This window comes from Pseudonocardia sulfidoxydans NBRC 16205, assembly GCF_007989085.1.
GTDB lineage: Bacteria > Actinomycetota > Actinomycetes > Mycobacteriales > Pseudonocardiaceae > Pseudonocardia > Pseudonocardia sulfidoxydans.
In genome coordinates this window covers 143597-167898 of the sequence record NZ_BJVJ01000003.1, presented here as the reverse complement: position 1 = coordinate 167898, position 24302 = coordinate 143597, and the positions used below count along the sequence as shown (strand labels likewise).

The window sequence follows — 24302 nt, the reverse complement described above, 5'->3', positions numbered from 1 at the left end:
GATGGTCGCTATCGCGACTATCGCCACTCACGACCCCTGACCTGCGCAAGGAGGCGAGAAGACATGGTGCTGTGGTGGATCGGCAACGCCGTCCTGCTGTTCGTGGTGCTCCCGGTCGTGATCGCGTTGCTCAACCGGGTGCTCGCCGCCGTCGAGCGCATCCGCTGGGCGGCCGACGACATCCTCGCCGGCGGCGTGACGCTCGCCGGCGCGCTCGACCCCGTCCCCTCGATGCTCGCGACGACCGACGCGACCGTCGCCCAGGTGTCCGCCGGCGCCGTCCGCTACGCGGGCAGTGTCGCGGTCCTGCTGCCCCCGAAGGAGAACTGATGCCCGCCGCCGCCTGGGCGACGATCGTCATCGCCGCCCTGATCATCGCCGTCGCCGGGATCGGCCTGCTGCGGGTGATCCTGCACCTGCGGCACGTCTCGCAGACCCTGGCCGCGCTCGACGGCGGGGTCGGTGCGATCGTCGCCTCGACGTCGACCGTCCCGTCGCGTCTCACCTCGGTGAACGCGAACCTCAAGCCGGTCCGCGACTTCTGTGCGGGGGTCTAGATGAGCACCGGATGGATCGTGGGTTTCGTGATCGGCATCGTCGTGGTGCTGGTCGTCGTCGCGCTGGTGGTGCCGATCCTGGTGCTCGCCGCGCGGATCGGTAAGCAGGCGCAGGCGATCAACGCCGGGCTGGCCGAGGCGGAGGTCAACACCCGCCCCCTCGCCGCCCTCGCCGAGACCATCGACTTCGCCGACACCATCACCGCGGGCCTCGCCCGCGGCCGCGCCAGGCTGGGAGGCTGACCATGTCCGACACCACCGCGTGGTGGATCGCGATCATCGCCGGGTTCGTCGTCGTCCTCGTCGTCGCGGCCCTGCTGCAGCTGCTCGTGAACCTGGTGAAGACCATCGACCGCAGGGTCGCCGACATCAAGGGCACGCTGGAGAAGGTCACGGCCAACACGGCCTCGGCCGCGCTGATCGACCCCACCGGCGACGCCGTCGACCGTGTCCTCGCCGAGGGCCTGCAGCACCACCTGTTCCTGGGCCGGGTGCTGCCGTCGATCCCGACCCCCGCTCCGGCCGCTGTCACGAACGGAGCGTCCCGATGATCGTCCTGACCGTCGTCGTGATCGTCCTGCTCATCGCCGGGCTGGCGTTCTACCTGTTCTGGGTCGGCACCCTCCTGACGGGGATCGCGACGAACCTGGAAGCGTGCGAGGAGAGTGTCCAGCAGGTCAACAGGGACGCCGCCCTCATCGGTCCGGGTGTGGAGCACATCAACCGCTCGGGCGGTACCGTTGCCGGCGCTCTCCCGCTGCTCTACGGGTTCGCCGAGCAGATCGTGCGAAAGGCATCTCCGAACCCGACGCGTCCGGACGTGGCTGTTCCCGCGTCGGGCCGCCGCCGGTCCCGCCTCTTCGACGGCGTCGGCCTCAAGACCCTGTGAGTGGCGATAGTCGCTGGAGCGACTATCGCCACTCACGACCCTCACGCGCAGCGTTCACATCGGGTCGGCGGCCCGGGCCAGCCGCGACGGACCAGGACCGTCGCGACCTCCCGGGCCGCCGCACACGGATCGTTCGACAGGTCCTTCCAGCCGTAGACGAGCCGCGCCCTGCCCGCGAGCTCCGCAGCGTTGTCGCGCCGCCGGTCGCGGAAGGCCGTGCTGTCCGCGAGGTGCGTCCGGCCGTCGAGGCGGATCGTGACCTCGGCACCGGCGTGGTCGTAGGTCACGTCCTCGTAGAGCGTGAACCCGTCCACCGACATCGGCGTCTGCCGACGGCCGACCGGAAGCCCGTGCGCCGCTTCGACATCGGAGGCGTACAGCTCCTCGAGCGCGGACTGGACGCCGTCGCGCACCAGTGAGACCGCCTCCGCGAGCGCGCGCCGGTACCGCAGCGGCGGACGTTCGAGCAGCCGCCGGCGGAGATGGTCCGGTCCGACCCGGCCCGTCGTCAGCAACGCGACGAGCATCCGCCGCGCCTCGACCTCGTCCGGCTCGGCCACCGCGAGGTCGATGGCCGTGTCGCCCGGGCTGGTCCGCGGCGGGTCGGAGGCGACGACGATGTGGCGGAACGCGCGGGAGCGGTGCACCACGACGAGCCCGGGCTGAGAGACGGCCGAGCTTCCGTACGGGAGCGTCACGTGGACCGGCCCGTCCTCACATCGGACCAGCCCCCACTCCTCGGCCGCCGTCCGGTGGCTGAGCACGGCGCCCGCTCCCCCGTACAGCAGCGCGGCGCTGATTCTCGACGCGCGCGGGGGCGGGCCGGTGAAGGTCGCGTAGACGCGCGGAAGGTGGTGGCGCCATCGCCCGGCCTTCGTCTGGGCGACGACGGTGCTCCAGCTGACACCGAGCTCCCGGAGCTGCGCCAGGGAGACCATTCCGTGCTGGCGGTCGGTCAGGTGTGTCTCGATCATGTGACGACGATCGGCTCCCCGGGCCGGCTCGTGGGGTGCCTCGTGCGATCTGTGGATCACCCGCCCGCATGTGGACAAACGGTCGTGAGTGGCGATAGTCGCTATAGCGACCATCGCCGCTCACAGGGTCCACTCGGGGCGCCAGGCGCCGTCGTAGCGTTCGGCGTTGCAGTGGGGGGTGTACATCGAGATCAGCTCCTCGGCGACCATCTTGCGGTGCCCCGTCGTGCCGCCGGGGATCGACAACGTGGCGACGTGCAGGCGCCACTTCCCGCCGGCGCGTCGGGTCCAGCAGTGGGAGCGGGGGTGGCGCAGGGGCAGACCCTCGGTGGTGAGGTCGTCGGCGTGGCCGACGTAGACGACGGCGTAGCGCTCACGATCGGGTTCGGGCTTGTAGAGGATCGCGTAGACGCCCGGCTCGGCGGGCGGGTCCCAGCCGGCGAGCAGCCGGGGACCGGAAAAGGCGTAGCCCGCCAACGAGCCGAGGCGGATCATGCCTCCCAGGCGAGGTCGTCGTCGGCCTCGCTCACCGCCTCCGCACGCACGATCGGGAACTCGGGCAGACCCGCGGTGGCCGCGGCGGCGCGGAAGGTCGCCTTCCCACGTTCGACGGCCTCGTCGTGGGTCGAGGCGACGACGATGATCTGCGCGCCATAGCGGTCGGTGCCGATGCCGGACGCGATGCCGCCGTGCGGGGCGACGGCGTCGGCGAGCTCGACGATCTCGTCGTGGGTGACCAGCCGGTCCCCCTGGGCTTCGAGTCCCACACTCCAGCGCATCGCCCGCTCCTATCCCAGCTCCGGCAGCAGCGCCGCCAGCTCGTCGAGGCTGCCGAGGTCGCGCCCCGACAGCAGCACGTCGACGTAAGGCTCGGCGACGAGCATGCCGACGGTTCGCGGCGCTCCCCTGCCTCCCGTGACGACGTGCGGGTTGGTCCACACCACGCGGTGGCAGAGCCGTGAGAGCTTCTGCATCGCGGATTCCAGCAGCTCGGGGTCGCCGCGGTCGAGCCCGTCGGAACAGACGACAACGATCCCGCCGCGCGCCATCCCGCGGCGGCCCCAGCGTCGGACGAACTCGTCGACGGCATGGCCGATGCGGGTGCCGCCCTCCCAGTCGACGACGAGGTCGGCGGCGCGCGCGAGCGCCTCGTCGGGACTGCGGGTCCGCAGCGACGGCGTCAGGTAGGTGAGGCGGGTGCCGAAGCAGAACACCTCGACGCGGAACCGGGCGCCGCGCTGGGCGGAGTGCGCGAACTGCAGCAGGGCGCGGGAGTAGTCGGCCATCGAGCCGGAGATGTCGAGGATCAGCACGAGCGGGCGGGGGCGGACGCGGCGGCGTCGGTAGCGCAGTTCGACGAGTTCGCCGTGGGTGCGCATGCCGCGGCGGACGGTGGCGCGCAGGTCGGGACGTCTGCCTCGCCGGGCGGCGCGGGTGCGTCGGGTGCGGCGCAGGGGCGGGCGCAACCGGATGCGGGACATGATGCGCCGCAACGTCTCCAGCTCGTCGTCGGTGCATTCGGCGAACGCCCGGGTCGACAGGGTCTCGACGTCGGAGGCCATGAGGCCGAGCGTCGTCTCCTCGTCGGGACGCTCGTCGTCGCCGGGGTCGGGCGCGACGGTCTCGAGTGTCGTCTCGGCCTCGGGTTCGGCGCGCAGCAGCAGTTCGAGCAGGTCGCCGCCGTCGTCGCCGGTGCCGAGGAAGAACTCCTCGAACACCCGGTCGTAGGTCTCGACGTCGGAGTGGCGGGTGACGAGCGCGATCCGCCCGCCCCAGTAGAGGTCGGCGAGGTCGGTGGGATCGAGGGTGGCGACGGACGCGCAGTAGGTGAGGACGTCGCCGGGCCCGATCGCGACGCCCTCGGCGCGCAGGGTGCGGGCGAAGCGGACGAGCAGCCCGACCAGGTCAGCCACGCGCGGTCAGCTCGTCGAGCCGGGTGCGGACGAGCTCCTCGTCGTCGTGGTCCTTCACCACCGAGCCGAGGGTGAGGTCGGCGGAGGCGGCGTCGAGGTCGTCGCCCAGGAACTCCAGGGTGCGGGCCCAGTCGATGGTCTCGGCGACGCCGGGCGGCTTGGCGAGGTCCATGGCGCGCAGGCGGTGTACGGCGGCGACGACCGACTCGGCGAGGGCCTCGGACACGTCGGGGCGGCGCGAGCGCACGATCGCGACCTCGCGCGCCGCGGACGGGTAGCCGATCCAGTGGTAGAGGCAGCGCCGTTTGAGGGCGTCGTGCAGCTCACGGGTGCGGTTGGACGTCAGCAGCACGAGCGGTGGCTCCTGCGCGGCGACGGTCCCGATCTCGGGGATCGTCACCTGGAAGTCCGACAGCAGCTCCAGCAGGAAGGCCTCGAACTCGTCGTCGGCGCGGTCGATCTCGTCGACGAGCAGCACCGCCCCGGCGCCGGCGCGGACGGCGGCGAGCAGTGGGCGCTCCTGCAGGAACCTCGGCCCGAACAGGGCGTCGACGGCGTCGTCGTTCGCGGAGGCGGTCTCCTGGAGTGCCCGGATGTGCATCAGCTGGCGGGCGTGGTCCCACTCGTAGAGCGCTTGGGCGGCGTCGATCCCCTCGTGGCACTGCAGCCGGATCAGTCTCCGCCCCAGCACCTCCGCGAGTGCCTTGGCGAGTTCGGTCTTGCCGACTCCGACCTCGCCCTCGAGCAGGACGGGCCGGTCGAGCCCGAGGGCGACGTGGACGGCGGTGGCCAGGCCGCGGTCGGCGAGATAGCCGGTGGCGCGCAGGGCGTCGGTGAGCTCGGCGACCGAGCCGGGGCGGGTCAACGGAACGGTCTCCTCGGGAGATGGGGGGTTTCGATCGCTCGTGAGTGGCGATAGTCGCTCCAGCGACTATCGCCACTCACAGGTCCAGGGACTCGCCGACGCTGCGCCCGCGCGGGTGCAGCTTCCCGTCGCGTTCGAGGCGGCGGCGCCAGGCGGCGCGGACGTCGTCGTCGACGGGGGTGTTGGTGTCGCCGTCGACCGGGTCGCCGGGCATGCCGCCGAAGCCGATGTTCTTCATGTTCTTGCAGACCTTGCCGGGGTGGCGGCCGAAGCGTTCCTCCAGCTCGGCGCTGGTCTGGCCGGTGGCCGACCAGATGCTGCGCAACACGGTCAGCGCCTCGTCGGTGTCACGGTCGGTGCCGGTCTCGCGCTCGGACATCGGTGTCCCCTCCCCGCGATCGGACGTCGATGGTGGCCCGTTCGCCCCTCGGACGGAAGTCTCGCCGTGGGGCCGCCGCGGCGACACCCGCAGCTAAGCGTTCACTTAAATCGGGGCCGCAGACGCGCCCGGGGCGTGCCTCGGCGCGCTGCACACGAGCGCCGGGCCGGCCGCTCGCAGCGCCGCCCGGGTGCGTCTCGGCAGCCGGTTCGTCACCGCACGACCGCCGACACGCAGCACGAACGTGTCATAAGTGATCACTTAACGGGGCTCCGATCATGGCCACCGATGGTCGAGAATGCCCGGCATGACGCTGACGCAGCTGAGCGCGTTCGTGCTCGTCGCGCGCCTCGGGTCGGTCAAGGCCGCCGCGAACGCACTGTCGGTCAGCGAACCCGCCGTGTCCCAGGCGCTGGCGGCCCTGCGCAAGTACCTCGGCGACCCGCTGCTGGTGCGCAGCGGCAACGGCATGACCATGACCGCCGGCGGCACCCGGCTGCTGGCGATCGCCGCGCAGATGGTGGCGCTCGGCGCGGAGGCGGAGTCGGCGGTGCGCTCGGCCAAGGGCGCGCCGGAGCAGCTGCGGCTGGTCGCGCCGAGCCCGGTCGTCGAGTTCGTCGCCGGGCCGCTGGGCGAGACGTTCGGGGCGCGGTCGTCGGGGACGATCGAGATCAGCTCCGGCGTCGCGACCACCGCCGAGATGGGGGCGCTGGTCTCGCAGCGCCTCGCCGACGTCGCACTCGGCCCGCACCTGGGCGGGGAACGGTCGATGGGCCTGGTCAGCGAGCCCATCTTCCGGGCGCGGCTCGTCGTGCTCGCCGCGCCCGACGCCCGCTTCACCGGCCCGCCCGCGCGCTGGCCGTGGCTCGTCGAGACCTCGGCGACCGACCCCGACAGCGACGTGGGCCGGATGCTGCGCGCCGCGCGCATCCCCGAGTCGAGCCTGTCGGTCTTCCCGACGCAGACCGCCGCGTGGGACGCCGCGGCCCGCGGTGCGGGCGTCGCCCCCGGCATCGCGCACCTTGCCGTGCACCACGTCCGGCGCCGCGAGCTGACCGTCCTCGACCTGCCCGGCACGCCGATCGACGTCGTGTGGCACGTGTCGACGCTGCCGGTGGACCGGCGGTCGGCGGCCGCGTCGTCGCTGCGGCACTTCCTGTCGACACCGGAGGCGATGAAGCTGCTCCGGGCCCCGGGCGAGGGACTGGCCCCCGCCCGGTTCCGGCCGCCCGTCTACGTGACGATCTGGAGCTGACCCACCTCCGCGCGCAACCTCACTGCTCGCCCTGCGGGGAGAAGCAGCAGTGAGGTTGCGCCCGGTTGTCCGCGGTGCCGTCGGGAGCCCGGGTCAGGACAGGGTCGCGGCGTGGTCCGGGACGCTGCGCTGGATCTCGCGCGGCGGGCGGACGTACCCGGTGCCGGCGGGCCGGTCGGGCAACGCCAGCGGCGGCCGGGAGACCGGCTGCCACGGGATCGACGTCAGCAGGTGGTGGATCATGTTGAGCCGCGCCGCCCGCTTGTCCTCGGCCTCGACGACCCACCACGGCGACGTGTCGGTGTCGGTGTGGACGAGCATGTCGTCCTTGGCCTGGGAGTAGGCGTCCCAGCGGGTGATCGACTCCAGGTCCATCGGCGAGAGCTTCCACTGCTTGAGCGGGTCGGCCGCACGCTCGGAGAACCGTCGCACCTGCTCGGCGTCGCTGACGGAGAACCAGTACTTGCGCAGCAGGATGCCGTCCTCGACGAGCAGGTTCTCGAAGATCGGGCACTGGCGCATGAAGCGCTGGTACTCCTCGGGGGTGCAGAAGCCCATGACCCGCTCGACGCCGGCGCGGTTGTACCAGCTGCGGTCGAGCAGCACGATCTCCCCGGCGGCGGGCAGGTGCTCGACGTAGCGCTGGAAGTACCACTGCGTGCGCTGCCGCTCGGTCGGCGCCGGCAGTGCGATGATCCGCGCGACGCGGGGGTTGAGGTGTTCGGTGACCCGCTTGATCGCGCCGCCCTTGCCCGCCGCGTCGCGGCCCTCGAAGGCGATGACGATCCGCGCGCCGGTGTCGCGCACCCACTCCTGCATCTGCACGAGCTCGCCCTGCAGCCGCAGCAGTTCGGCCTCGTAGGCCTTCTTGGGTACCCGGGCGGGCTTGTCCCCCGCGGCCGTCTTGTCGCCCGCCTTGTCCTTCGCCATCCGCGCAGTCTGTCACCGGGGGTGGGTCGCACGGGAGATCTCGGACGTGCGCGATGTCCGGAGGGCCGCGGGTGCCCGTCCGGATGCACCTGGGAATACTGCGCGTAACGGATGGCCGCTGCCGGGCGACGCCAAGAGGGGGGAGCACAGCGTGAACAGCACGGGAGCGGGGTTCGGCCCGGGTGGCGCCGTCCCGCCCGGGTACGTCCCGATCCGGATCGTGGGACGTGGCGCGTCGAGCGTCGTCTGGGAGGCGACACAGCTGTCGGCGGGCCGGTCGGTTGCGCTCAAGCTGCTCGACGTCGATCTGCGCGATCCCGACGCCCGGGGCCGGTTCGAGCGTGAACGCCAGGCCATGGCCGCGCTGTCGCAGCACCCGCACATCGTCGCGCTCTACGACGCCGGTGTCGTCGACAACCATCCGTGGCTCGCGTTGCAGCTCTGCGGTCGCGGCTCGTACGCCGCCGCGCTGCGCCAACACGGTCCGATGCCCCCCGCGGACGCCCTCGACGTACTGATCCGTGTCGGCGAGGCGCTCGTCGCCGCGCACGCCCACGGCGTGCTGCACTGCGACGTCAAGCCCGCCAACATCATGATCACCGACTTCGGGACGCCCGCGCTGACCGACTTCGGCGTCGCCCGCGGCACCGTGAGCGCCCAGTCCCAGACGGTCGCCGGCGGCTACAGCCTCGACCACGTCGCGCCCGAGGTCCTCAACAACACCCGCCCGACGGTGCTGTCCGACGTCTACTCCCTGGCCACGACGGTGTGGGAGCTGCTGTGCGGGCGCGGCCCGTTCCGCGACGACGGCGACGCCGGTCCGGGCCCGATGGTCGCCCGGATCCTGCGTGGGCCGCTGCCGCAGCCGATCGTGGCGGGGGTACCGCCGGAGCTCACCGCGTTGCTGGTACGGATGGCGGCGCTCGACCCGGCGCAGCGGCCGCAGTCGATGGCCGACGCGGTGGCCGAGGCCCGGGCGCTGCAGTCGGGGCGGCCCGTCGCCGCACCCGGTCCGCCGCCCACGCCCACGCTGATCGGCTCCCCCGACGGCTTCGGTGGCACGATCCCCCCGGCCTACGCCACCACGCCTCCTGTGCCCGGGACGGTTCCCCCGTCCGCCGGCACGACCCCGCCCGCGTACGGCACGACCCCGCCCGTGTACGGCACGGCTCCGCCGGTGGTGTCGCCGCCTCCCGGTCCCGACAGCTGGACGCCGCAGCCCGCCTTCGCCGCCGCCGCGACCGGGCCGGGCGCCCCCGCGCCGCCGTGGGGCACGACGCCACCCGAGCCCGCGACGAGCCCGGGCCCGCGGAGGAAGTGGCCGATCGTCGCCGCGGTCGTCGTGGTCGTCGCCCTGCTCGCCGGCGGCGGGACCTGGTGGTTCCTGTCCCGCAGCGGCAACGACCTCGTCCTGCAGCCGGCCACGGGCGGGTCCGTGCTCGGGGCGTTCACCGCCGACTTCTCCCGCACCTCCGGGCTCACGGGGTCGGTGTACGCGTCGTCGATCCCGAAGGACGCGACCAACCGCGACGCCGTCCCCGGCAGCACCGACGGGCTCTACCGCGGGGTGAAGGGCAGCGCCTCCTGCGACCGGGACGGTCTGTCGTCGTTCCTGTCCGGGCACGCCGACGTCGCGGGTGCCTGGGTCACCGCGCTGCGCACCGATCCCGGCCTGCGCTGGAGCCGCACCCCGACCGTCCTGTCCAGCGGCGACCTCACGCCGTACCTGGGCGAGCTGACCCCGGTCCTGCTCGCCGCCGACACCCGCGTCACCGAGCACGGCTGGACCGACGGTTCGGCCGAGCAGGCCCCGGCGGTGCTGCAGGCGGGTACCGCGGTGCTGGTCGACGCCTACGGCATCCCGCGGGTGCGGTGCGCGTCGGGCAACCCGCTCACCGCTCCCGGTTCGGCCGATCCCACGGCATCCACCGACGGCGCCCCCTGGCCCGGGTACGACGGAAACCGGACGGTGGCCGTCGTCGGCGCCGGGGAGGCGGTCCGCGAGCTCGGTCTGGTCGACCTGAGCAACGCCGCGCTGCGCCGGCCCGCCGGCTCCACCGGTGGCGACGACTTCGAGGCCGTCACCGCGAACGCCTCCCTCGAGGGCGCCTACGTCCTCAAGGGCCAGCAGGGCACGTGCAACCTCTCGGACTGCGCGAAGTCGACGAACCTCGAGATCTCGATGATCGTCAGCGACTGCAACCGCAAGACCTGCACGGTGCGCGCCCCGAACGGGCAGTGGGCCGGCAACCTGACGATGACCGTCGACGGCAGCGGCGTCTGGTCGGTGGGCGGCACGATCGCCGAGCAGTACGGCTACAACTGCAACGGCAGCCCCATCGCGGCGACGTTCCGGCTGTCGCTGTCGGCGACGGGTGCGTCGGTGCAGAACACGGTGTGGGCCGCGACCGGGGTGAACGGCCGCATGGAGCACACCATCCCGGCCACCGGCTGCACGGCGGGCACACAGGTGTGGAACGTGAGCGCCACGAAGTAGGCCGCTCAGGGACGCAGGTCCGCCGCGACGCGCAGGTCCGCGGCCAGCGCCTCGAGCGCCGCCTCGCGCGTGTCCGGTGGCCCTCGCAGGATCGACGACGGGTGCACCGTCGGCACCAGCTGCCTGCCGTTCCACTCGCGGGCGCGGCCACGCTCGGCGGTGATCCGGAAGTCGGGGCCGACGAGGGCTTTCGCCGCCGTCGCTCCGAGCGACGCCAGGACCTGCGGTCCGACGACGTCGAGCTCGTCGTCGAACCAGTGCCGGCAGGCGCGGACGTGGCGGACCGTCGGTGTGCGGTGGATGCGGCGCTTGCCCTCGCGCTCGAAGCGGAAGTGCTTGACGACGTTGGTCACGTAGACCTCGTCGCGGTCGATCCCGGCGCGCTGCAACGCGTCGTCGAGGACGCGGCCCGCGGGCCCGACGAAGGGTGCGCCCTCGCGGTCCTCCCGGTCGCCGGGCTGCTCCCCCACCAGCATCAGCCACGCCGACGGCGGTCCGGCGCCGAACACGGCCTGGGTGGCGTCGGCGTACAGCTCGCAGTCGGTGCAGCGGGCGGCGGCGGCGCGCAGGTCGTCGAGGTCGGTGCTCACGTGGGCGGGTACCCGGCGCGGAGCCGGTCAGTCCCCGGTGAGGTGGGCGTCGAGGGCGGCGGCACCGCGCAGCATCGCGCGGCTGCGCGCGGCGAGGCGGGCGCGCCAGTCGCGCAGGACCGGCTCCAGCGCCGTGACGCCCCCGGCGTCGCGGACGTGCGCGACGACGGCCGCGATCCGGTCGAGCCGGTACCCGCCCCGGCGCAGCTGCCGGGCCATGTGGGCGTCGCGGACGGCGGCGTCGTCGTAGACGCGGTAGCCGGTGGCCGGGTCGCGGCGTGGGGTGACGACCCCGGCGCGTTCCCAGCGGCGCAGCGTCGCCGGCCGGATCCCGAGGCGGTGCGCGAGCGGCCCGACGAACATCTCGCCGCCGAACATCTCGCCGCCGTACGACGACGGTGGTGGTGGTTCCAGGTCGGTGAGGGCCGCCTCGACGGCGCGCAGGACCGCCCGGTCCTCGACGAGCCGGGTGTGGCTGTCGTCGATGAGGGCCAGGGCGGTGTCGACGTCGTCGTCGTTGACGGCCCGCATGATCGCGCCGGCGGTGCCGTGCCCGTGGCCGGGTGCGAGGGCGAGGAACGCCGCGAGTGCGCTCGCGTGCCGCGGGGTGTAGTGGCGGTAGCCGTGCGGGCTGCGTCCGGCGGGCGGGAGGATGCCTGCGGCCTCGTAGTTGCGGACCGCCTGGGTGGAGAGACCGTGGGGCCGCGCGAGGTCGACGGGGCGCAGCCTCGGTGGAGGGTTCTGGGGCATCGTCCAGCCGAAATTGCGTGAAAGTCTCAACCAACTGTTCAACGATACCGTCGAGGCGATGAGTTCTGCTCACACCTGTGCCGCCGATGCCGCGGCCCTCCTCGGCCTGCTCGGCCGCCGCCCGCGCGTCCTCGCCCTCGGCGAGCCCACCCACGGCGTGGCGGAGCTGCTCGCCCTGCGCAACGACCTGTTCCGCGACCTCGTCGAGCACGAGGGCTACCGGACGATCGCCGTCGAGAGCGACTGCGTCGCGGGCCTGCTCGTCGACGACCACGTCACCTCCGGCGCCGGCGACCTCGACGACGTCGTGGCGCGTGGCTTCAGCCACGAGTGGGGTGCCCACGCCGGTAACCGGGCCCTCGTCGAGTGGATGCGCGCCCACAACCAGGGCCGCCCGGCCGTGGAGCAGGTGCGCTTCGCGGGCGTCGACGGGCCGCTGGAGATCACCACCGCCGCGAGCCCGCGCGCGACCCTGACGGCGCTGCACACCTTCCTCGCGGCCCGCCTCGACGCGCCGCTGCTGCCCTGTACCGCCGCCGAGATCGACACCCTCGTCGGTGACGACGCCCGCTGGACCGAACCGGCCGCGATGTACGACCCGGCCCGCTCGGTGGGCCGGACCCCGGACGCGCAGGCGCTGCGGCTGCTCGCCGACGACCTCATCGACCTGCTCGACGCGTGGTCGCCGGGTCTGCGCGCGGCGTCGTCGCGCGACGAGTGGGACCGGGCGCGGCTGCACGGGCGGGCCGCCGTCGGGCTGCTGCGCTACCACTCCTGGATGGCCGACACCTCGCCCGCGCGGATCGCGCGGCTGCTCGGCGTCCGCGACGCGATGATGGCCGGGAACGTCCTCGCCGGGGCCGACCGCGGCCCGGTCCTGGTGTTCGCCCACAACGCGCACCTGCAGCGCGACCAGAGCTCGATGCGGATGGGCGGGGCCCCGGTGAGCTGGTGGAGCGCGGGCGCGATCGTCGACACCCGGCTCGGCGACGACTACGCGTTCGTGCACACCGCCGTCGGCACCATTCCCGCGCACGGGGTGGCCGCGCCCGCAGGCGACACCGTCGAGGGCCGGTTGTCCGCCCTCGGCGCGAACCGGGTGCTGGCCGACCCACGGGCGTTCGACCCGGCCGGACCCGCGCGGCGCTCGCCCTGGTTCGGTTACGCCCCGCTCGACCCGGCGCACCTGCCGCGCATCGACGGCGTCGCCTTCGTCCGCGACTGCACCCTCAGTAGCGGCACTCCAGCACCGTGATCGACAGCGGCGCGGTCCGCAGCCGGCTGCCCGGCGCGGGCCGCCGCCGCCGCGCGGTGGCGAGCAACGGGTCCGCGGTGTCGACGACGATCCGCCACGTCCGGCCGTAGGACTCGTCGGGCAGCGTGAACGTCGTCTGCCGGTGCTCGCCGTTGACCAGCAGCAGGAACGAGTCGTCGACGACGGGCTCGCCGACGTCGTCGCGGTCGGCGATGCCGCGGCCGTTGAGGAACACCGCGAGGCTGTGGCGGGTGTGCCAGTCCTCGTCGCTCATCGGTGCCGCGTCGGGGCGCAGCCAGACGATGTCGGCGACGTCGCAGCCGTGTGTCCGGCGGCCCTGGAAGAACCGGCGCCGCCGGAACACCGGGTGCTCGGCGCGCAGCCGGGCGAGGCCCGCGGTGAACTCGGTGAGGACCTCGTGGGCACGGGCGTCGTCCCAGTCGATCCACGCCAGCTCCGAGTCCTGGCAGTAGGCGTTGTTGTTGCCGCCCTGGGTGCGGCCGAGCTCGTCGCCGTGGGAGATCATCGGGACCCCCTGCGACAGCAGCAACGTCGTCAGGAAGTTGCGCTTCTGACGTTCCCGCAGGATGTTGACGTCGCTGTCGTCGGTCGGGCCCTCCGCGCCGCAGTTCCACGACCGGTTGTGGCTCTCCCCGTCGCGGTTGTCCTCGCCGTTGGCGTCGTTGTGCTTGTCGTTGTAGGACACCAGGTCCGTGAGCGTGAACCCGTCGTGGGCGGTGACGAAGTTGATCGACGCGAAGGGGCGTCGCCCGTCGACCTCGTAGAGGTCCGAGGAGCCGGAGAAGCGGCTCGCGAACTCGGGCAGCACGCCCTGTTCGCCCCGCCAGAAGTCACGGACGGTGTCGCGGTAGCGGCCGTTCCACTCCGTCCACAGTGGAGGGAATCCGCCGACCTGGTAGCCGCCGTCGCCGACGTCCCACGGCTCGGCGATGAGCTTGACGCGGCTCACGACGGGGTCCTGGTTCACGAGGTCGAAGAACGCCGCGAGCCGGTCGACCTCGTGGAACTCCCGGGCCAGGCTCGACGCCAGGTCGAACCGGAACCCGTCGACGTGCATCTCCGTCACCCAGTACCGCAGCGAGTCCATGATCAGCCGAAGCGACTCGTGGTGACGCACGTTCAGGCTGTTGCCGGTGCCGGTGGTGTCGTAGTGGTAGCGCGGGTCGCCGTCGACGAGCCGGTAGTAGGCGGGGTTGTCGATGCCGCGGAACGACAGCGTCGGCCCGAGGTGGTTGCCCTCGGCCGTGTGGTTGTAGACGACGTCGAGGATCACCTCGATGCCCGCCCGGTGCAGGGTGCGCACCATCGCCTTGAACTCCTGCACCTGCTGGCCACGGGCGTCGCCCGCGGTGTAGCGGTTGTGCGGGGCGAAGAAGCCGATCGTGTTGTAGCCCCAGTAGTTGGACAGGCCCCGCTCGAGCAGCAGCGAGTCGTGGACGAACTGGTGCACCGGCATCAGCTCCAGCGCGGTGACGCCCAGCGACCGCAGGTGCGCGATCGTCGCCGGGTGCGCGACGCCCGCGTAGGTGCCCCGCACGTCCTCGGGCACCCGCGGGTTGCGCATCGTCAGCCCGCGCACGTGCGCCTCGTAGATCACGGTCTCGTGGTACGGGATGCGCAGCGGCCGGTCGTCCTGCCAGTCGAAGTACGGGTCGGCGACGACCGAGCGCATCGCGAACGGTGCGGAGTCGTCGTCGTTGCGCGCCCAGGGATCACCGAACGGGTAGCCGAACATCGGCTGGCCCCACCCGACGTCACCCTCGACGGCCTTGGCGTACGGGTCGAGCAGCAGCTTCGCCGGGTTGCAGCGCAGCCCCGCCGCCGGGTCGTAGGGGCCGTGGACGCGGTAGCCGTAGCGCTGCCCGGGCCCCACGCGCGGCAGGTAGCCGTGCCACACGAGACCGTGCCGCTCGGGAAGCGCCAGCCGCGTCTCGGCGCCGGCGTCGTCGAACAGGCAGAGCTCGATCCGCTCGGCCGCGCCCGACCAGATCGCGAAGTTCGTCCCGCCACCGTCCCACGACGCCCCCAACGGGAACGGCTGCCCCGGCCACATCCGCACCCGCCCAGGATGAGGTCTCGTGTGGCGGACGGCACGGCGGAGCGGTGGCGCCACGACGTACCGTCGGACGGAAACCTCGTCGTGATCCCCAAGGAGCGCCCATGCCGGAAGCCGTCATCGTCGACGCCGTCCGCACCCCCATCGGCCGTCGCAACGGGTCGCTCGCCGACGTCCACCCCGTCGACCTGTCCGCCGCGGTGTTGCGCACCCTCGCCGACCGCACCGGCATCGACCCCGCGCTCGTCGACGACGTCGTCTGGGGCTGCGTGAACCAGGTCGGTGACCAGGCCGCGCAGATCGGCCGCTACGCCGTGCTCGCCGCCGGGTGGCCCGAGACCGTGCCGGGGATCACCGTCAACCGGGCGTGCGGGTCGAGCCAGTCCTCGCTCGACTTCGCGGCCGGGATGGTGATGGCCGGCCAGTACGACCTCGTCGTCGCCGGTGGGGTCGAGTCGATGTCGCGGGTGCCCCTCGGCGCGGGCCGCGACCTCGGACGGCCCTTCGGGCCGCTCGTGCGCGAGCGCTACGCCGACGACCTCACCTCCGGCGAGTTCCCCAACGAGGACTTCAACCAGGGCGTCGGCGCCGAACGCATCGCCGCCGCCTGGGGCCTGTCGCGGGCCCGGCTCGACGAGTACGCCTCCCGCTCCCACGCGCTGGCCGCCGCGGCCATCGACTCGCGCGCCTTCGCCGGGCAGCTCGTCGAGGTCCCCGGCAAGCCCGAGTTCACCGCCGACGAGGGCCTGCGCCGTGGCACCTCCCCCGACACCCTCGCGAAGCTGAAGCCGTCGTTCCGCGAGGACGGGGTCATTCACGCGGGCAACGCCTCCCAGATCTCCGACGGCGCTTCCGCCGTCCTGATCACGACGCCCGAGCGCGCCAAGGAGCTGGGCCTCACCCCGATCGCGCGCTACCACGGGGGCGCGGTCAGCGGCGCCGACCCGCTGATGATGCTCACCGGCCCGATCCCCGCGACGCAGAAGGTCCTCGCCCGCACCGGACTCTCGATCTCCGACATCGGCGCCTTCGAGGTCAACGAGGCGTTCGCGCCCGTGCCGCTGGCCTGGCAGATCGAGCTCGGCCTCGACGACCCCGACGGCAAGTACCTCAACCCCCTCGGCGGCGCCATCGCCGTCGGCCACCCCCTCGGCGCGTCCGGCACGATCCTGATGACGCGGCTGGTGCACCACATGCGGGCGAACGACATCCGCTACGGCCTGCAGACCATGTGCGAGGGCGGCGGCACCGCCAACGCGACGATCGTGGAGCTCGTGGGCCGGTAGTTTGCCCGGGCCTGCCCCGGGAACGCCGCCGCCATGAGTGGAGAACTCCAGGGACTGCGCATCGCCGTGCTCGCCACCGACGGCGTCGAGGAGGTCGAGCTCGTCGAGCCCCGCAAGGCCGTCGAAGCGGCCGGGGCCACGACCGAGCTCGTCTCGCTCGCCGACGGCGACATCCAGGCCATGAACAGCGACATCGAGCCCGCCGGGAAGCACCCCGTGGACCGCGTCGTCTCCGAGGTCTCGGCATCGGACTACGACGCGCTGATCATGCCCGGCGGCACCGTGAACGCCGACCGGCTCCGCCTCGACGACAAGGTGCTGACGTTCGTGCGCGACACGTTCGCCGCCGACCACCCGGTGGCCGCGATCTGCCACGCGCCGTGGACGCTCGTCGAGGCCGACCTCGTCCAGGGCCGGACGCTGACGTCGTTCCCGAGCCTGCGCACCGACATCCGCAACGCGGGCGGCACGGCCGTCGACGAGGAGGTCGTCACCGACGGCCGCCTCACCACGAGCCGCGACCCCGACGACCTGCCCGCCTTCTGCGCGCGCATCGTGCAGGAGTTCGCGGCGAAGTGAGCCTGTGAGCGGTAATAGTCGCTATCGCGACTATTACCGCTCGCGACCCCTGACCAGGCCTTTCCCGATCAGCCGTGCCGGATGAGGCGGACCACGGCGCGGTCGAGGACGTCGCGGGAGCGGCCGTCGACCGAGCCGTCCTCGGACGTCACGTCCCCGACCTTGCGCAGCGCCCGCAGGATCGTGCGGCCGTCCTCGTAGCGCTGCACCACCCGCGGGTCCACGTACGACGCGCGCGCGACGGCCGGGGTGTTGCCCAGGTGCTCCGCCACCGCCGTCATCGTCTGCCTCACCTGCCGGTTCCGGGCCCGTTCCGCATCCGGAATCCCGTCGCGGCTGCGCGCCGCCAGCTCGACCGCCGCGAGCACGGTCGCGTTCCAGGTCCGCAGGTCCTTGCACGTCATCTCGTCGCCGGCCAGCTCCTTCACCGCGGCGTTGAGGTCGGCGGTCGTGACGTCGTGCCACTCCTGCCCCCGCCCGTCGTCGCGGTAGGCCAGCAGCTCCTCCCCGCCGCCGCGGCGGCGCCGCAACGACCCGATCACCGTGTGCAGGTCCGGGTCGGCCAGCCGCACCGCCCGCTGGACGCCACCCTTCGCGGGGTAGTCGACGAGCACCGCGCCGCGCTGGAGGACGGCGTGCTCGCGCAGCAGGGTGGCGAGGCCGAAGGTGCCGTCGTCATCGGGGTTGTCGGGGGCGTACTGCTCGCCACCCGCCCGGAAGACGCCGAGGTCGAGCATCCGCAGGCCCGCCGCGAGCACCCGGCGCGACCCCAGCCCGCGCTCCCCCAGCCGGGCGGCGATCTCCGCCCGGATCCGCGGCATCCGGCTGCCCAGCACGAGTGCCCGGTCGTGCTTGACCTGGTCGCGGGCCTCCCGCCACACCGGGTGGTACAGGTACTGGCGACGGCCGGCGTCGTCGGTGCCGACGGCCTGGACGTGCCCGTGCTCGTCGGGCGCGATCCACACCTCACGCCACGCGGGCGGGATCGCCAGTTGCCCGATCCTGGTGCGCACCAACGGGTCGGTGATGATCGTGCCGCGATCGTCGGAGTAGCTCCAGCCCTTCCCGCGGCGCCGGCGGGTCCAGCCGGGGCCCGCGGTGTCCGAACGCGTCAGGCCGTGGGGGAGCTCGTCGTCGGGCACGGCCGTCCCGTACCCGTGGGCCGGGACGGCCAATCCGGGCGACGCTGCCGCCGGCGGCGTGAAAGTCGGGTGCCCCCCGATGCCGCTCAGGCCGCGGCGAGGGCGGCGTAGCGGCCGTCGCGGGCGAGCAGCTCGTCGTGCGTGCCGGACTCGACGACGCGACCGTGGTCGAGGACCGCGATCCGGTCGGCGTCGCGGACCGTGGAGAGCCGGTGGGCGATGGTGATCGTCGTGCGGCCACGGGCGAGCGTGTCGAACGCCTGCTGCACGGCCCGCTCGGTCTCGGTGTCGAGCGCACTGGTGGCCTCGTCGAGGACCAGCACCCGCGGGTCGCGCAACAGCGTCCGCGCGATGGCCAGCCGCTGCTTCTCGCCCCCGGAGAACCGGTGGCCCCGGGACCCGACGACGGTGTCGTAGCCCTCGGGCAGCGACGCGATCAGGTCGTGGACCTGCGCGGCGCGCGCGGCCGCCTCGATCTCGGCGTCCGTGGCGTCGGGCTTGGCGTGGCGCAGGTTCTCCCGGACCGTGGTGTGCAGCAGGTAGGTCTCCTGGCTGACGGTGCCGACGATCGCGGTGAGGTCGGCCAGGCGCATGTCGCGCAGGTCGACGCCGTCGATCGTGATCCGGCCGCCGGACGGATCCTGGAGCCGGGCGACGAGCCCCGCGAGGGTGCTCTTGCCCGACCCGGTCTCGCCGACCAGCGCCAGCGTGGAGCCGGCGGGGACGTCGAGGCTGACGCCGGCGACGGCTGCGGTCTCGCTGCCCGGGTAGGCGAAGGTGACGTCGGAGAACCGGACGTGGCCGCGGGCGCGGGCCGGGTCGACGTCGACCGGGTCGGCCGGGTCGTCGACGTCGACGGGCAGGTCGAGGTACTCGAAGATGCGCGCGAACAGCGCGAGCGAGCTGACGATCGAGACGCCGACGTCGAGCAGCCCCGTGATGGGCCGGAACAGTCCGGCCTGCAGCGTGGTGAACGCGATCAGGGTGCCGATCGTCATCGCGTCGCCCAGGGGCAGCCCGGCGCCGACGTAGATGATCGCGGGGACCGCGGCGAAGATGACGCTCATCGAGGCCATCCGCCAGCGCCCGGCGAGCTGTGACCGCAGCTCCAGGTCGATCAGCCGTTCCGAGGACCGCGTGAACCGCGCGACGACGGCGGGACCCGAACCCATGGTCTTGGTCAGCTGCACACCGCTGATGGAGAGACCCTCCTCGACGGTGACGTTGAGGTCGGCGAGCTCGCGCTGCTGGGCGGCGGTGATCGCGCGGCGCACCCGGGCGACGCGGCGCGTCAGCAGGATCGCGGGCGGCATCACGACGAGGGAGACGAGCAGGAGCTGCCAGGACAGGGCGGCCATGGCGACGATCGTCGCGACGGCGGTGGTGAGGTTGGCGGCGATCGAGGTCGCCGTGGAGGTGACGACGGACTGCATGCCGCCGATGTCGTTGGTGATCCGCGACTGCACCTCCCCGGTGCGGGTGCGGGTGAAGAAGGCGATGGACTGGCGCTGCAGGTGCCCGAAGACGTCGGTGCGCAGCCGGTGCATCACCTCCTGGCCGATGCGGGTGCTGATCCAGGTCTGCACGACGCCGAACGCCGACGTGAGCGCGGCGACGCCGACCATGCCGGCGGCGAGCGCGACGAGGAGCGCGACGTCGCGCTCGGGGAGCGCCGTGTCGATGACGGCGCGCAGCAGGAACGGCGAGGCCATGCCGACGATCGACGAGGCGACGATCATGGCGACGACCACGGCCAGCCTGCTGCGGTAGGGCGTGAACAGACGGCCGATGCGGCGCAGCGAGACCTCGCGCGCCTGGGCCTTCTCGGCCGCGGTGACGGTGCGGCCGCCGCGGCGCGGACGGTCCTCCGTGCCGGCGATGGTGCCGGAAGTCGTGGGTTCCAAGCCGGACCCCTCTCGGTCGGGACAATTGCTGAGGTTACCTCAACATGAGGCTACAACACGACTTGGTGCTATTTTTGTTCCGTGACCGCCGAGCCCGCATCCGACGACTCGCTCGCCGAGACCTTCTGGGCCGTCGCCCGCCGGCTGCGCAGGCTCTCCAAGGACGCACTCGCCCCCTGGGACGTCACCCCCGGCCAGTCCCGCGCCCTCGGCGTCCTCGTCCGCAACGGCGAGATGCGCCCCGGCGCCCTGTCCGAACAGCTGCGCATCGCCCCGCGCTCGGCCACCGAGGTCGTCGACGACCTCGAGGTACGCGGCCTCGTCGAACGCGCCCCCGACCCGGCCGACCGGCGCGCCACCCTGGTGCGCGTCACCCCACGCGGCCGCGAGATCGCCGACGGCATCCGCGCCGCACGCGTCGCCGAGGCCGAGGGGTTCTTCCGCGGCCTCGACGCCCACGACCGCACCGAGCTCGCCCGCATCCTCGGCTCCCTGCGGGACTGACCGCGACCCCACACGCCGAGCTCGACAGGAGACTGCGCGCGACGCACCGGGAACCAACCTGACGTCGAACTGGGCGCACGGCCGGAGTAGCCCGCCCCGGCGAGGCGGTGGAGCCCGGTCAGGCGGTGGAGCTGTTCTCCTGACGGACCAGTGCGGCGATGCGGACGTCGCGGGTGCGTTCGAGGTGGGCGCGCAGGACGGTGCGGGCGCGGTCCTGGTCGCCGTCGGAGATGGCGTCGAGGACCTCGGCGTGCTCGTCGTCGCTCGACTCGAGGTTCGGGTTGCGCGACATGTCGACGCTGTCGTAGAGCGCGAGCTGCAGGGCCAGCTGTTCGAGGATGGCGGTGATCGTCGGGTTGTGGCAGGCCTGGCGCAGGACGGCGTGCCAGCGGCCGTGCAGGGCGCGGCGTTCGTCCTGGTCGCGGGCGCCGCGGGCTTCCTCGTCGACGTGGCGGAGCCGGGCGAGGTCGAGGGCGGAGCGGTGGGCGGCGGCGGACGCGGCGGCTTCGGCCTCGAGCGCGATGCGCGCCTGGTAGATCTCGACGACCTCGGGTGCGGTGAGGGTGCGCACGTGCGGGCCGCGGGGGCCGCGGACGACGAGGCCGTCGCACTCGAGCCGGAGGATGGCTTCGCGGACGGGGGCGCGGCCGACGCCGAGGCGGGCGGCGAGTGCGGTCTCGAGCAGGGTCGTCCCGGGGGGCAGCGTTCCGCCGACGATCTCGTCGCGCAGCACGAGGTACTGCGACTCGGCGGTATTGCCGGTCTGGACGGGCGCGGCCACGGGTCCCCCTCACCGGCCGGACCGTGGGGTCCGGCCCGACATCGACGCGGCACAGAGTACGGGACGTGTCCGCACAATCGTGCGCGCGCGTCCATCACGTAGACGCGTGTAGACGCGTGTTGACACGCGTCTTGCACATGGCGCGGTCCTCACTTACTGTCGCGGACGACCCCGACGACGACGGCGAGGAGGAACGGTGACGACACGTCACGTCTCCCAGCGCAGCGTCCTGTCCTGCCCGCGCGACACCCGCGGTGACCGCGGCTGCCGTAGCTGTCGTCCTGGTCCCGCTCGCGGCTGAGTCGACCCGACCGCCGCCGCCGCGCCCTCGTGCCGGCAGCTCGCGCCCTCGCGGCGCCACCGTCCGTGACCGCACGTCGGCACGGATCCCATCCCAGGAAGGTTTCTCGATGACGGCTGACGTCGTGCTGCGCCGCGGACTGGTCGTGGCGGCCCTGACCCCGTTCGTGGGCACGAGCGTGCGCGTCGACAAGGCGCGGTTCGCCGCGCAGGTCGACGTGCTCGCGGCGGCCCGCCCGGTGGCGGTGACGGTCGGCGCGGTCGAGAGCCAGGAGTTCCAGGTCCTGACGAAGGCGGCGCGCCTGGGGCTCGTCGACGCGGCCCGCGAGGGCCTGCCCGACGACGTCCCGGTGCTGGCGGGGGTGTCGAGCGCGTCGCTGAAGGAGTCGATCGCGCTGGCCGGGGAGATCGCGAAACGCGGCGCGTCGGTCGCGGCGGCGGTGGCCAGCCCGAAGCCGTGGGGCGCGGCGCCGACACCGGACGAGGCCCACCACTGGTTCGCGACGCTGGCCGACGCCAGCCCGATCCCGGTGCTGCTCTACAACAACCCGCGCCTGGGTGTGGACCTGTCGGTCGACACGATGGCCCGCATCTGCAGCCACCCGAACGTCGTCGCGATCAAGGAGACCTCGCGCGACGAGCAGAAGCTGCTCGGGCTGGTCAACCGCATCCAGGGCAGCGCGCACGTCTACACGAACATGGAGCTGCTGCTCTCGACGCTGGTCCTCGGCGGCAGCGGCGCCATGCTGCCGACGTCGGGGCTGCCGATCGCGACCCGGCTCGTCGAGGCGTTCGAGTCCGGCGACGTCGCCGAGGCCGCGAGGCTGCAGCTGTTCTTCTCCGAGTTCCCGGGCCGCTGGACCGGGCTCGGGTTCCTGCCGGCGGTCAAGGCGGCGGCCGGTCTGATGGGATGCGACCTCGGTGAGCCGCTGTGGCCGTGGTCGGGCCTCGACGACACCGCGCGCGCCGAGATGCGTGAGTTCCTCGCGAAGTGGGACCTGCTCGACCACTTCGCCGCTGCGAGCACGGCGAAGGAGACCGCCTGATGGCACTGCTCGACATCTCCCACCAGCTGTGGCCGGGGATGCCCAAGATCCCGATCCTGCCCGAGGTCGAGCGTCACCAGGTGGCCTCGATCGCCGACGGCGCACCGCTCAACATCAGCGCGATCACGTTGGCGCTGCACGTCGGCACCCACATCGACGCACCCGCGCACGCCGTCGACGGCGCGAAGACGATCGACGAGCTGCCGATCGAGCGGTTCGCCGGGTCGGCGGTCGTCGCGAAGGTGGACCGCAAGCCGGGCGAGGAGATCACCGTCGACGACGTGCTCGCCGGTGGCCCCGCCCCCGAGCGGGGTGAGTTCCTGCTGGTCGCGACGGGGTGGAGCGAGAAGTTCCTCTCCGGCGACTACGCCGACCACCCCAGCCTGTCCCCCGAGCTCGCCACCTGGTGCGTGGAGCAGGGGGTGCCGTTCGTGGGCGTCGACATGATCACCCCCGACCTGCCGGTGCACCGCCGCGGCGCGGGCTTCGACTTCCCCGTGCACCGCACGCTGCTCGGGGCCGAGGTCCTGATCGCGGAGAACCTCACGAACCTCGACGCCGTTGCGGGACAGCGGGTCCACGTGCACGCCTACCCGCTGGCGATCCGCGGCGGGGACGCCGGGCCCGCCCGCGTGGTCGTCGAGACCCTCGCAGAGACGGGAGGCACCCGATGAGTCGCGCCCTCGATCCCGTCCCCGGGCCTCTCGACTTCCCCGACAGCCCGTTGTCCCGGGCGTCGCGCCAGCCGTTGATGCTCGGGCTGTTCCTGCCGTTGCAGACGGGCGCGTTCTCGCAGTCGACGCTGCCGCGGGCGACGCAGTGGGACTTCGAGTACAACCGCCACCTCACCCAGCTCGCCGAGGCGTCGGGCTTCGAGTTCGTGTTCGGGTTGCAGCAGTGGATCGGCAAGGGCGGCTTCGGCGGCGAGATGAACTACCGGGAGAACTTCCTGGACCCGTTCATCTCGACGATCGCCCTGTCGACGGTGACGACGAACATCCTGTCGATCTCGACGGTCCACGTGCTCTACGGCAACTGGCACCCGATGCACCTGGCCCGCTTCGCCGCGACGGCCGACCACATCGCGGGCGGGCGCTACGGGCTCAACATCGTCACCGGCTACGCCGCGGGCGAGCCGCCGATGTTCGGCATGGACCGCATCGACCACGACCGTCGATACGACATGGCCGACGAGTTCACCTCGATCCTCGAAGACCTGTGGAACGGCCGCGAGAACCTCACCTACGACGGCGAGTTCTACTCCCTGCGTGACGCGTACGTGTCGCCGCGACCGAAGTACGGGCGCCCGATCCTGGTCGCCGCCAGCGGGTCCCCGGCGGGCTACGACTTCGCGGGCCGCCACGTCGACATCGTGTTCACCGCCAGCCCCGCGGGCGCCGACTTCGACGGTGCGATCGACGCGATGCCCGAGCACGTCGCGACGATCAAGAACGCGGCCCGCGCGCACGGCCGCGAGGTGAAGGTCATCATCTTCCCGCTGGTCATCTGCAAGGAGACCGACGAGGAGGCGTTCGCCTACCGCGACGAGATCGTCGCCCACGCCGACACCGGCTCGCTGGTGAACTACCACGCCCGGCACACCTCCGGCGACGCCCAGGCCTGGCCCCAGCACGTGCTGGCCGACCGCGCGCTGGGTGGGCACCTGCAGATCACCGGTGGCCCGGAGCGGGTCGCCGACGCGCTGGAGCGGCTGCACGCCGCCGGGTTCGACGGCGTCCAGCTGGGCTTCTACGACTACGAACCGGAGCTGGCGTTCTTCAACGAGGCCGTCGTCCCGCTGCTCAAGGCTCGCGGACTCCGGGGATAGC

27 protein-coding genes are annotated in these 24302 nt (G+C 72.9%); 14 read left to right on the top strand and 13 right to left on the bottom strand.

Features of this window, described 5'->3' with window-relative positions; genetic code table 11:
- Window positions 1-63: 63 nt before the first annotated feature.
- From PSU4_RS02930 to PSU4_RS02910, 5 genes are read left to right on the top strand one after another with little or no spacing between them, the layout of a single operon-like run.
- Window positions 64-330, top strand: coding sequence for a hypothetical protein (locus PSU4_RS02930; protein WP_147102375.1), 267 nt, complete (start codon window positions 64-66; stop codon window positions 328-330).
- Window positions 330-557 carry a hypothetical protein gene (locus tag PSU4_RS02925; RefSeq protein ID WP_147102374.1) on the top strand — a complete coding sequence of 76 codons (228 nt, stop codon included), beginning with the start codon at window positions 330-332 and terminating at the stop codon, window positions 555-557. The genes PSU4_RS02930 and PSU4_RS02925 overlap by 1 nt, the downstream gene beginning before the upstream one ends.
- A complete protein-coding gene (locus PSU4_RS02920) occupies window positions 558-800 on the top strand; it encodes a hypothetical protein (protein WP_246114913.1) in 243 nt (80 codons plus the stop codon).
- Between the two features lie 2 nt (window positions 801-802).
- Window positions 803-1108 carry a hypothetical protein gene (locus PSU4_RS02915; protein ID WP_147102373.1) on the top strand — a complete coding sequence of 102 codons (306 nt, stop codon included), beginning with the start codon at window positions 803-805 and terminating at the stop codon, window positions 1106-1108.
- On the top strand, window positions 1105-1446 hold the full coding sequence (locus PSU4_RS02910; RefSeq protein WP_147102372.1) for a hypothetical protein: 342 nt from the start codon (window positions 1105-1107) through the stop codon (window positions 1444-1446). Before PSU4_RS02915 ends, PSU4_RS02910 begins: the two co-directional genes overlap by 4 nt.
- Window positions 1447-1487: 41 nt before the next feature.
- On the opposite strand, the gene PSU4_RS02905 is transcribed toward PSU4_RS02910, so the two are convergent.
- The 6 genes from PSU4_RS02905 to PSU4_RS02885 all read right to left on the bottom strand — a co-directional run bounded on the left by PSU4_RS02905 (window position 1488) and on the right by PSU4_RS02885 (window position 5577).
- Complete coding sequence (locus tag PSU4_RS02905; protein WP_147102371.1) at window positions 1488-2420, bottom strand: putative endonuclease domain-containing protein; 933 nt, start codon at window positions 2418-2420, stop codon at window positions 1488-1490.
- Window positions 2421-2540: 120 nt separating this feature from the next.
- On the bottom strand, window positions 2541-2915 hold the full coding sequence (locus PSU4_RS02900; RefSeq protein WP_147102370.1) for a hypothetical protein: 375 nt from the start codon (window positions 2913-2915) through the stop codon (window positions 2541-2543).
- A complete protein-coding gene (locus PSU4_RS31110; protein ID WP_186816708.1) occupies window positions 2912-3199 on the bottom strand; it encodes a hypothetical protein in 288 nt (95 codons plus the stop codon). Before PSU4_RS31110 ends, PSU4_RS02900 begins: the two co-directional genes overlap by 4 nt.
- Before the next feature lie 9 nt (window positions 3200-3208).
- On the bottom strand, window positions 3209-4333 hold the full coding sequence (locus PSU4_RS02895; RefSeq protein ID WP_147102369.1) for a vWA domain-containing protein: 1125 nt from the start codon (window positions 4331-4333) through the stop codon (window positions 3209-3211).
- Window positions 4326-5198, bottom strand: a complete 873-nt coding sequence (locus PSU4_RS02890; RefSeq protein ID WP_147102368.1) for an AAA family ATPase — start codon at window positions 5196-5198, stop codon at window positions 4326-4328. Before PSU4_RS02890 ends, PSU4_RS02895 begins: the two co-directional genes overlap by 8 nt.
- Before the next feature lie 76 nt (window positions 5199-5274).
- Window positions 5275-5577, bottom strand: a complete 303-nt coding sequence (locus PSU4_RS02885; protein ID WP_147102367.1) for a hypothetical protein — start codon at window positions 5575-5577, stop codon at window positions 5275-5277.
- A 307-nt stretch (window positions 5578-5884) separates the two neighbouring features.
- Between PSU4_RS02885 and PSU4_RS02880 the strand changes: the two genes are divergently transcribed.
- Window positions 5885-6832, top strand: a complete 948-nt coding sequence (locus PSU4_RS02880) for a LysR family transcriptional regulator (RefSeq protein ID WP_147102366.1) — start codon at window positions 5885-5887, stop codon at window positions 6830-6832.
- Between the two features lie 93 nt (window positions 6833-6925).
- Here the strand turns inward: PSU4_RS02880 and ppk2 are convergent, their stop codons facing one another.
- The gene (ppk2, locus tag PSU4_RS02875; RefSeq protein ID WP_147102365.1) at window positions 6926-7762 is read right to left on the bottom strand and encodes a polyphosphate kinase 2; all 837 of its coding nucleotides are present in this window, start codon (window positions 7760-7762) and stop codon (window positions 6926-6928) included.
- A 151-nt stretch (window positions 7763-7913) separates the two neighbouring features.
- Here ppk2 and PSU4_RS02870 point away from each other — a divergent pair, with 151 nt between their 5' ends.
- On the top strand, window positions 7914-10259 hold the full coding sequence (locus PSU4_RS02870) for a serine/threonine-protein kinase (protein WP_186816707.1): 2346 nt from the start codon (window positions 7914-7916) through the stop codon (window positions 10257-10259).
- A 5-nt stretch (window positions 10260-10264) separates the two neighbouring features.
- On the opposite strand, the gene PSU4_RS02865 is transcribed toward PSU4_RS02870, so the two are convergent.
- Both PSU4_RS02865 and PSU4_RS02860 read right to left on the bottom strand, forming a co-directional pair.
- Window positions 10265-10849 carry a UdgX family uracil-DNA binding protein gene (locus PSU4_RS02865; protein WP_147102363.1) on the bottom strand — a complete coding sequence of 195 codons (585 nt, stop codon included), beginning with the start codon at window positions 10847-10849 and terminating at the stop codon, window positions 10265-10267.
- Window positions 10850-10876: 27 nt separating this feature from the next.
- Window positions 10877-11599: a MerR family transcriptional regulator gene (locus PSU4_RS02860; protein ID WP_147102362.1), complete on the bottom strand. Its 723-nt coding sequence runs from the start codon at window positions 11597-11599 to the stop codon at window positions 10877-10879.
- Between the two features lie 58 nt (window positions 11600-11657).
- Here PSU4_RS02860 and PSU4_RS02855 point away from each other — a divergent pair, with 58 nt between their 5' ends.
- Entirely contained in the window at window positions 11658-12854 is a 1197-nt protein-coding gene (locus PSU4_RS02855; RefSeq protein ID WP_147102361.1) for an erythromycin esterase family protein, read from the top strand.
- Here the strand turns inward: PSU4_RS02855 and glgX are convergent.
- Window positions 12829-14934, bottom strand: a complete 2106-nt coding sequence (glgX, locus tag PSU4_RS02850; protein WP_147102360.1) for a glycogen debranching protein GlgX — start codon at window positions 14932-14934, stop codon at window positions 12829-12831. The genes PSU4_RS02855 and glgX overlap by 26 nt on opposite strands.
- Window positions 14935-15035: 101 nt before the next feature.
- On the opposite strand from glgX, the gene PSU4_RS02845 reads away from it, so the two are divergent.
- Both PSU4_RS02845 and PSU4_RS02840 read left to right on the top strand, forming a co-directional pair.
- The gene (locus PSU4_RS02845; protein ID WP_147102359.1) at window positions 15036-16217 is read left to right on the top strand and encodes a thiolase family protein; all 1182 of its coding nucleotides are present in this window, start codon (window positions 15036-15038) and stop codon (window positions 16215-16217) included.
- Window positions 16218-16250: 33 nt separating this feature from the next.
- On the top strand, window positions 16251-16796 hold the full coding sequence (locus PSU4_RS02840) for a type 1 glutamine amidotransferase domain-containing protein (protein WP_147102358.1): 546 nt from the start codon (window positions 16251-16253) through the stop codon (window positions 16794-16796).
- 68 nt (window positions 16797-16864) lie between these two features.
- Here PSU4_RS02840 and PSU4_RS02835 read toward each other — a convergent pair whose 3' ends face one another.
- Complete coding sequence (locus tag PSU4_RS02835) at window positions 16865-17971, bottom strand: DNA topoisomerase IB (protein ID WP_246114912.1); 1107 nt, start codon at window positions 17969-17971, stop codon at window positions 16865-16867.
- Window positions 17972-18024: 53 nt separating this feature from the next.
- Window positions 18025-19842 (bottom strand): ABC transporter ATP-binding protein, encoded by a 1818-nt coding sequence (locus tag PSU4_RS02830; protein WP_222596148.1) that lies wholly within the window; start codon window positions 19840-19842, stop codon window positions 18025-18027.
- A gap of 81 nt (window positions 19843-19923) precedes the next feature.
- On the opposite strand from PSU4_RS02830, the gene PSU4_RS02825 reads away from it, so the two are divergent.
- The gene (locus PSU4_RS02825) at window positions 19924-20346 is read left to right on the top strand and encodes a MarR family winged helix-turn-helix transcriptional regulator (protein WP_147102357.1); all 423 of its coding nucleotides are present in this window, start codon (window positions 19924-19926) and stop codon (window positions 20344-20346) included.
- A gap of 118 nt (window positions 20347-20464) precedes the next feature.
- Here PSU4_RS02825 and PSU4_RS02820 read toward each other — a convergent pair whose 3' ends face one another.
- Window positions 20465-21127, bottom strand: a complete 663-nt coding sequence (locus PSU4_RS02820; RefSeq protein ID WP_222596147.1) for a GntR family transcriptional regulator — start codon at window positions 21125-21127, stop codon at window positions 20465-20467.
- Between the two features lie 410 nt (window positions 21128-21537).
- Between PSU4_RS02820 and PSU4_RS02815 the strand changes: the two genes are divergently transcribed.
- The 3 genes from PSU4_RS02815 to PSU4_RS02805 are packed head-to-tail and all read left to right on the top strand — an operon-like array spanning window position 21538 to window position 24301.
- The gene (locus tag PSU4_RS02815; protein ID WP_147102356.1) at window positions 21538-22473 is read left to right on the top strand and encodes a dihydrodipicolinate synthase family protein; all 936 of its coding nucleotides are present in this window, start codon (window positions 21538-21540) and stop codon (window positions 22471-22473) included.
- Window positions 22473-23147: a cyclase family protein gene (locus tag PSU4_RS02810; RefSeq protein ID WP_147102355.1), complete on the top strand. Its 675-nt coding sequence runs from the start codon at window positions 22473-22475 to the stop codon at window positions 23145-23147. Before PSU4_RS02815 ends, PSU4_RS02810 begins: the two co-directional genes overlap by 1 nt.
- Entirely contained in the window at window positions 23144-24301 is a 1158-nt protein-coding gene (locus tag PSU4_RS02805) for an LLM class flavin-dependent oxidoreductase (protein WP_147102354.1), read from the top strand. The genes PSU4_RS02810 and PSU4_RS02805 overlap by 4 nt, the downstream gene beginning before the upstream one ends.
- The last annotated feature ends 1 nt before the right edge of the window (window position 24302 follow it).

Excerpts from the sequence above, each read along its gene's own strand:
- PSU4_RS02930 (WP_147102375.1), top strand. The coding sequence starts at position 64 with ATGGTGCTGTGGTGGATCGGCAACGCCGTCCTGCTGTTCGTGGTGCTC.
- PSU4_RS02925 (WP_147102374.1), top strand. The coding sequence starts at position 330 with ATGCCCGCCGCCGCCTGGGCGACGATCGTCATCGCCGCCCTGATCATC.
- PSU4_RS02920 (WP_246114913.1), top strand. The coding sequence starts at position 558 with ATGAGCACCGGATGGATCGTGGGTTTCGTGATCGGCATCGTCGTGGTG.
- PSU4_RS02915 (WP_147102373.1), top strand. The coding sequence starts at position 803 with ATGTCCGACACCACCGCGTGGTGGATCGCGATCATCGCCGGGTTCGTC.
- PSU4_RS02910 (WP_147102372.1), top strand. The coding sequence starts at position 1,105 with ATGATCGTCCTGACCGTCGTCGTGATCGTCCTGCTCATCGCCGGGCTG.
- PSU4_RS02905 (WP_147102371.1), bottom strand. The coding sequence starts at position 2,420 with ATGATCGAGACACACCTGACCGACCGCCAGCACGGAATGGTCTCCCTG.
- PSU4_RS02900 (WP_147102370.1), bottom strand. The coding sequence starts at position 2,915 with ATGATCCGCCTCGGCTCGTTGGCGGGCTACGCCTTTTCCGGTCCCCGG.
- PSU4_RS31110 (WP_186816708.1), bottom strand. The coding sequence starts at position 3,199 with ATGCGCTGGAGTGTGGGACTCGAAGCCCAGGGGGACCGGCTGGTCACC.
- PSU4_RS02885 (WP_147102367.1), bottom strand. The coding sequence starts at position 5,577 with ATGTCCGAGCGCGAGACCGGCACCGACCGTGACACCGACGAGGCGCTG.
- PSU4_RS02880 (WP_147102366.1), top strand. The coding sequence starts at position 5,885 with ATGACGCTGACGCAGCTGAGCGCGTTCGTGCTCGTCGCGCGCCTCGGG.
- ppk2 (WP_147102365.1), bottom strand. The coding sequence starts at position 7,762 with ATGGCGAAGGACAAGGCGGGCGACAAGACGGCCGCGGGGGACAAGCCC.
- PSU4_RS02860 (WP_147102362.1), bottom strand. The coding sequence starts at position 11,599 with ATGCCCCAGAACCCTCCACCGAGGCTGCGCCCCGTCGACCTCGCGCGG.
- PSU4_RS02855 (WP_147102361.1), top strand. The coding sequence starts at position 11,658 with ATGAGTTCTGCTCACACCTGTGCCGCCGATGCCGCGGCCCTCCTCGGC.
- PSU4_RS02845 (WP_147102359.1), top strand. The coding sequence starts at position 15,036 with ATGCCGGAAGCCGTCATCGTCGACGCCGTCCGCACCCCCATCGGCCGT.
- PSU4_RS02840 (WP_147102358.1), top strand. The coding sequence starts at position 16,251 with ATGAGTGGAGAACTCCAGGGACTGCGCATCGCCGTGCTCGCCACCGAC.
- PSU4_RS02815 (WP_147102356.1), top strand. The coding sequence starts at position 21,538 with ATGACGGCTGACGTCGTGCTGCGCCGCGGACTGGTCGTGGCGGCCCTG.
- PSU4_RS02810 (WP_147102355.1), top strand. The coding sequence starts at position 22,473 with ATGGCACTGCTCGACATCTCCCACCAGCTGTGGCCGGGGATGCCCAAG.
- PSU4_RS02805 (WP_147102354.1), top strand. The coding sequence starts at position 23,144 with ATGAGTCGCGCCCTCGATCCCGTCCCCGGGCCTCTCGACTTCCCCGAC.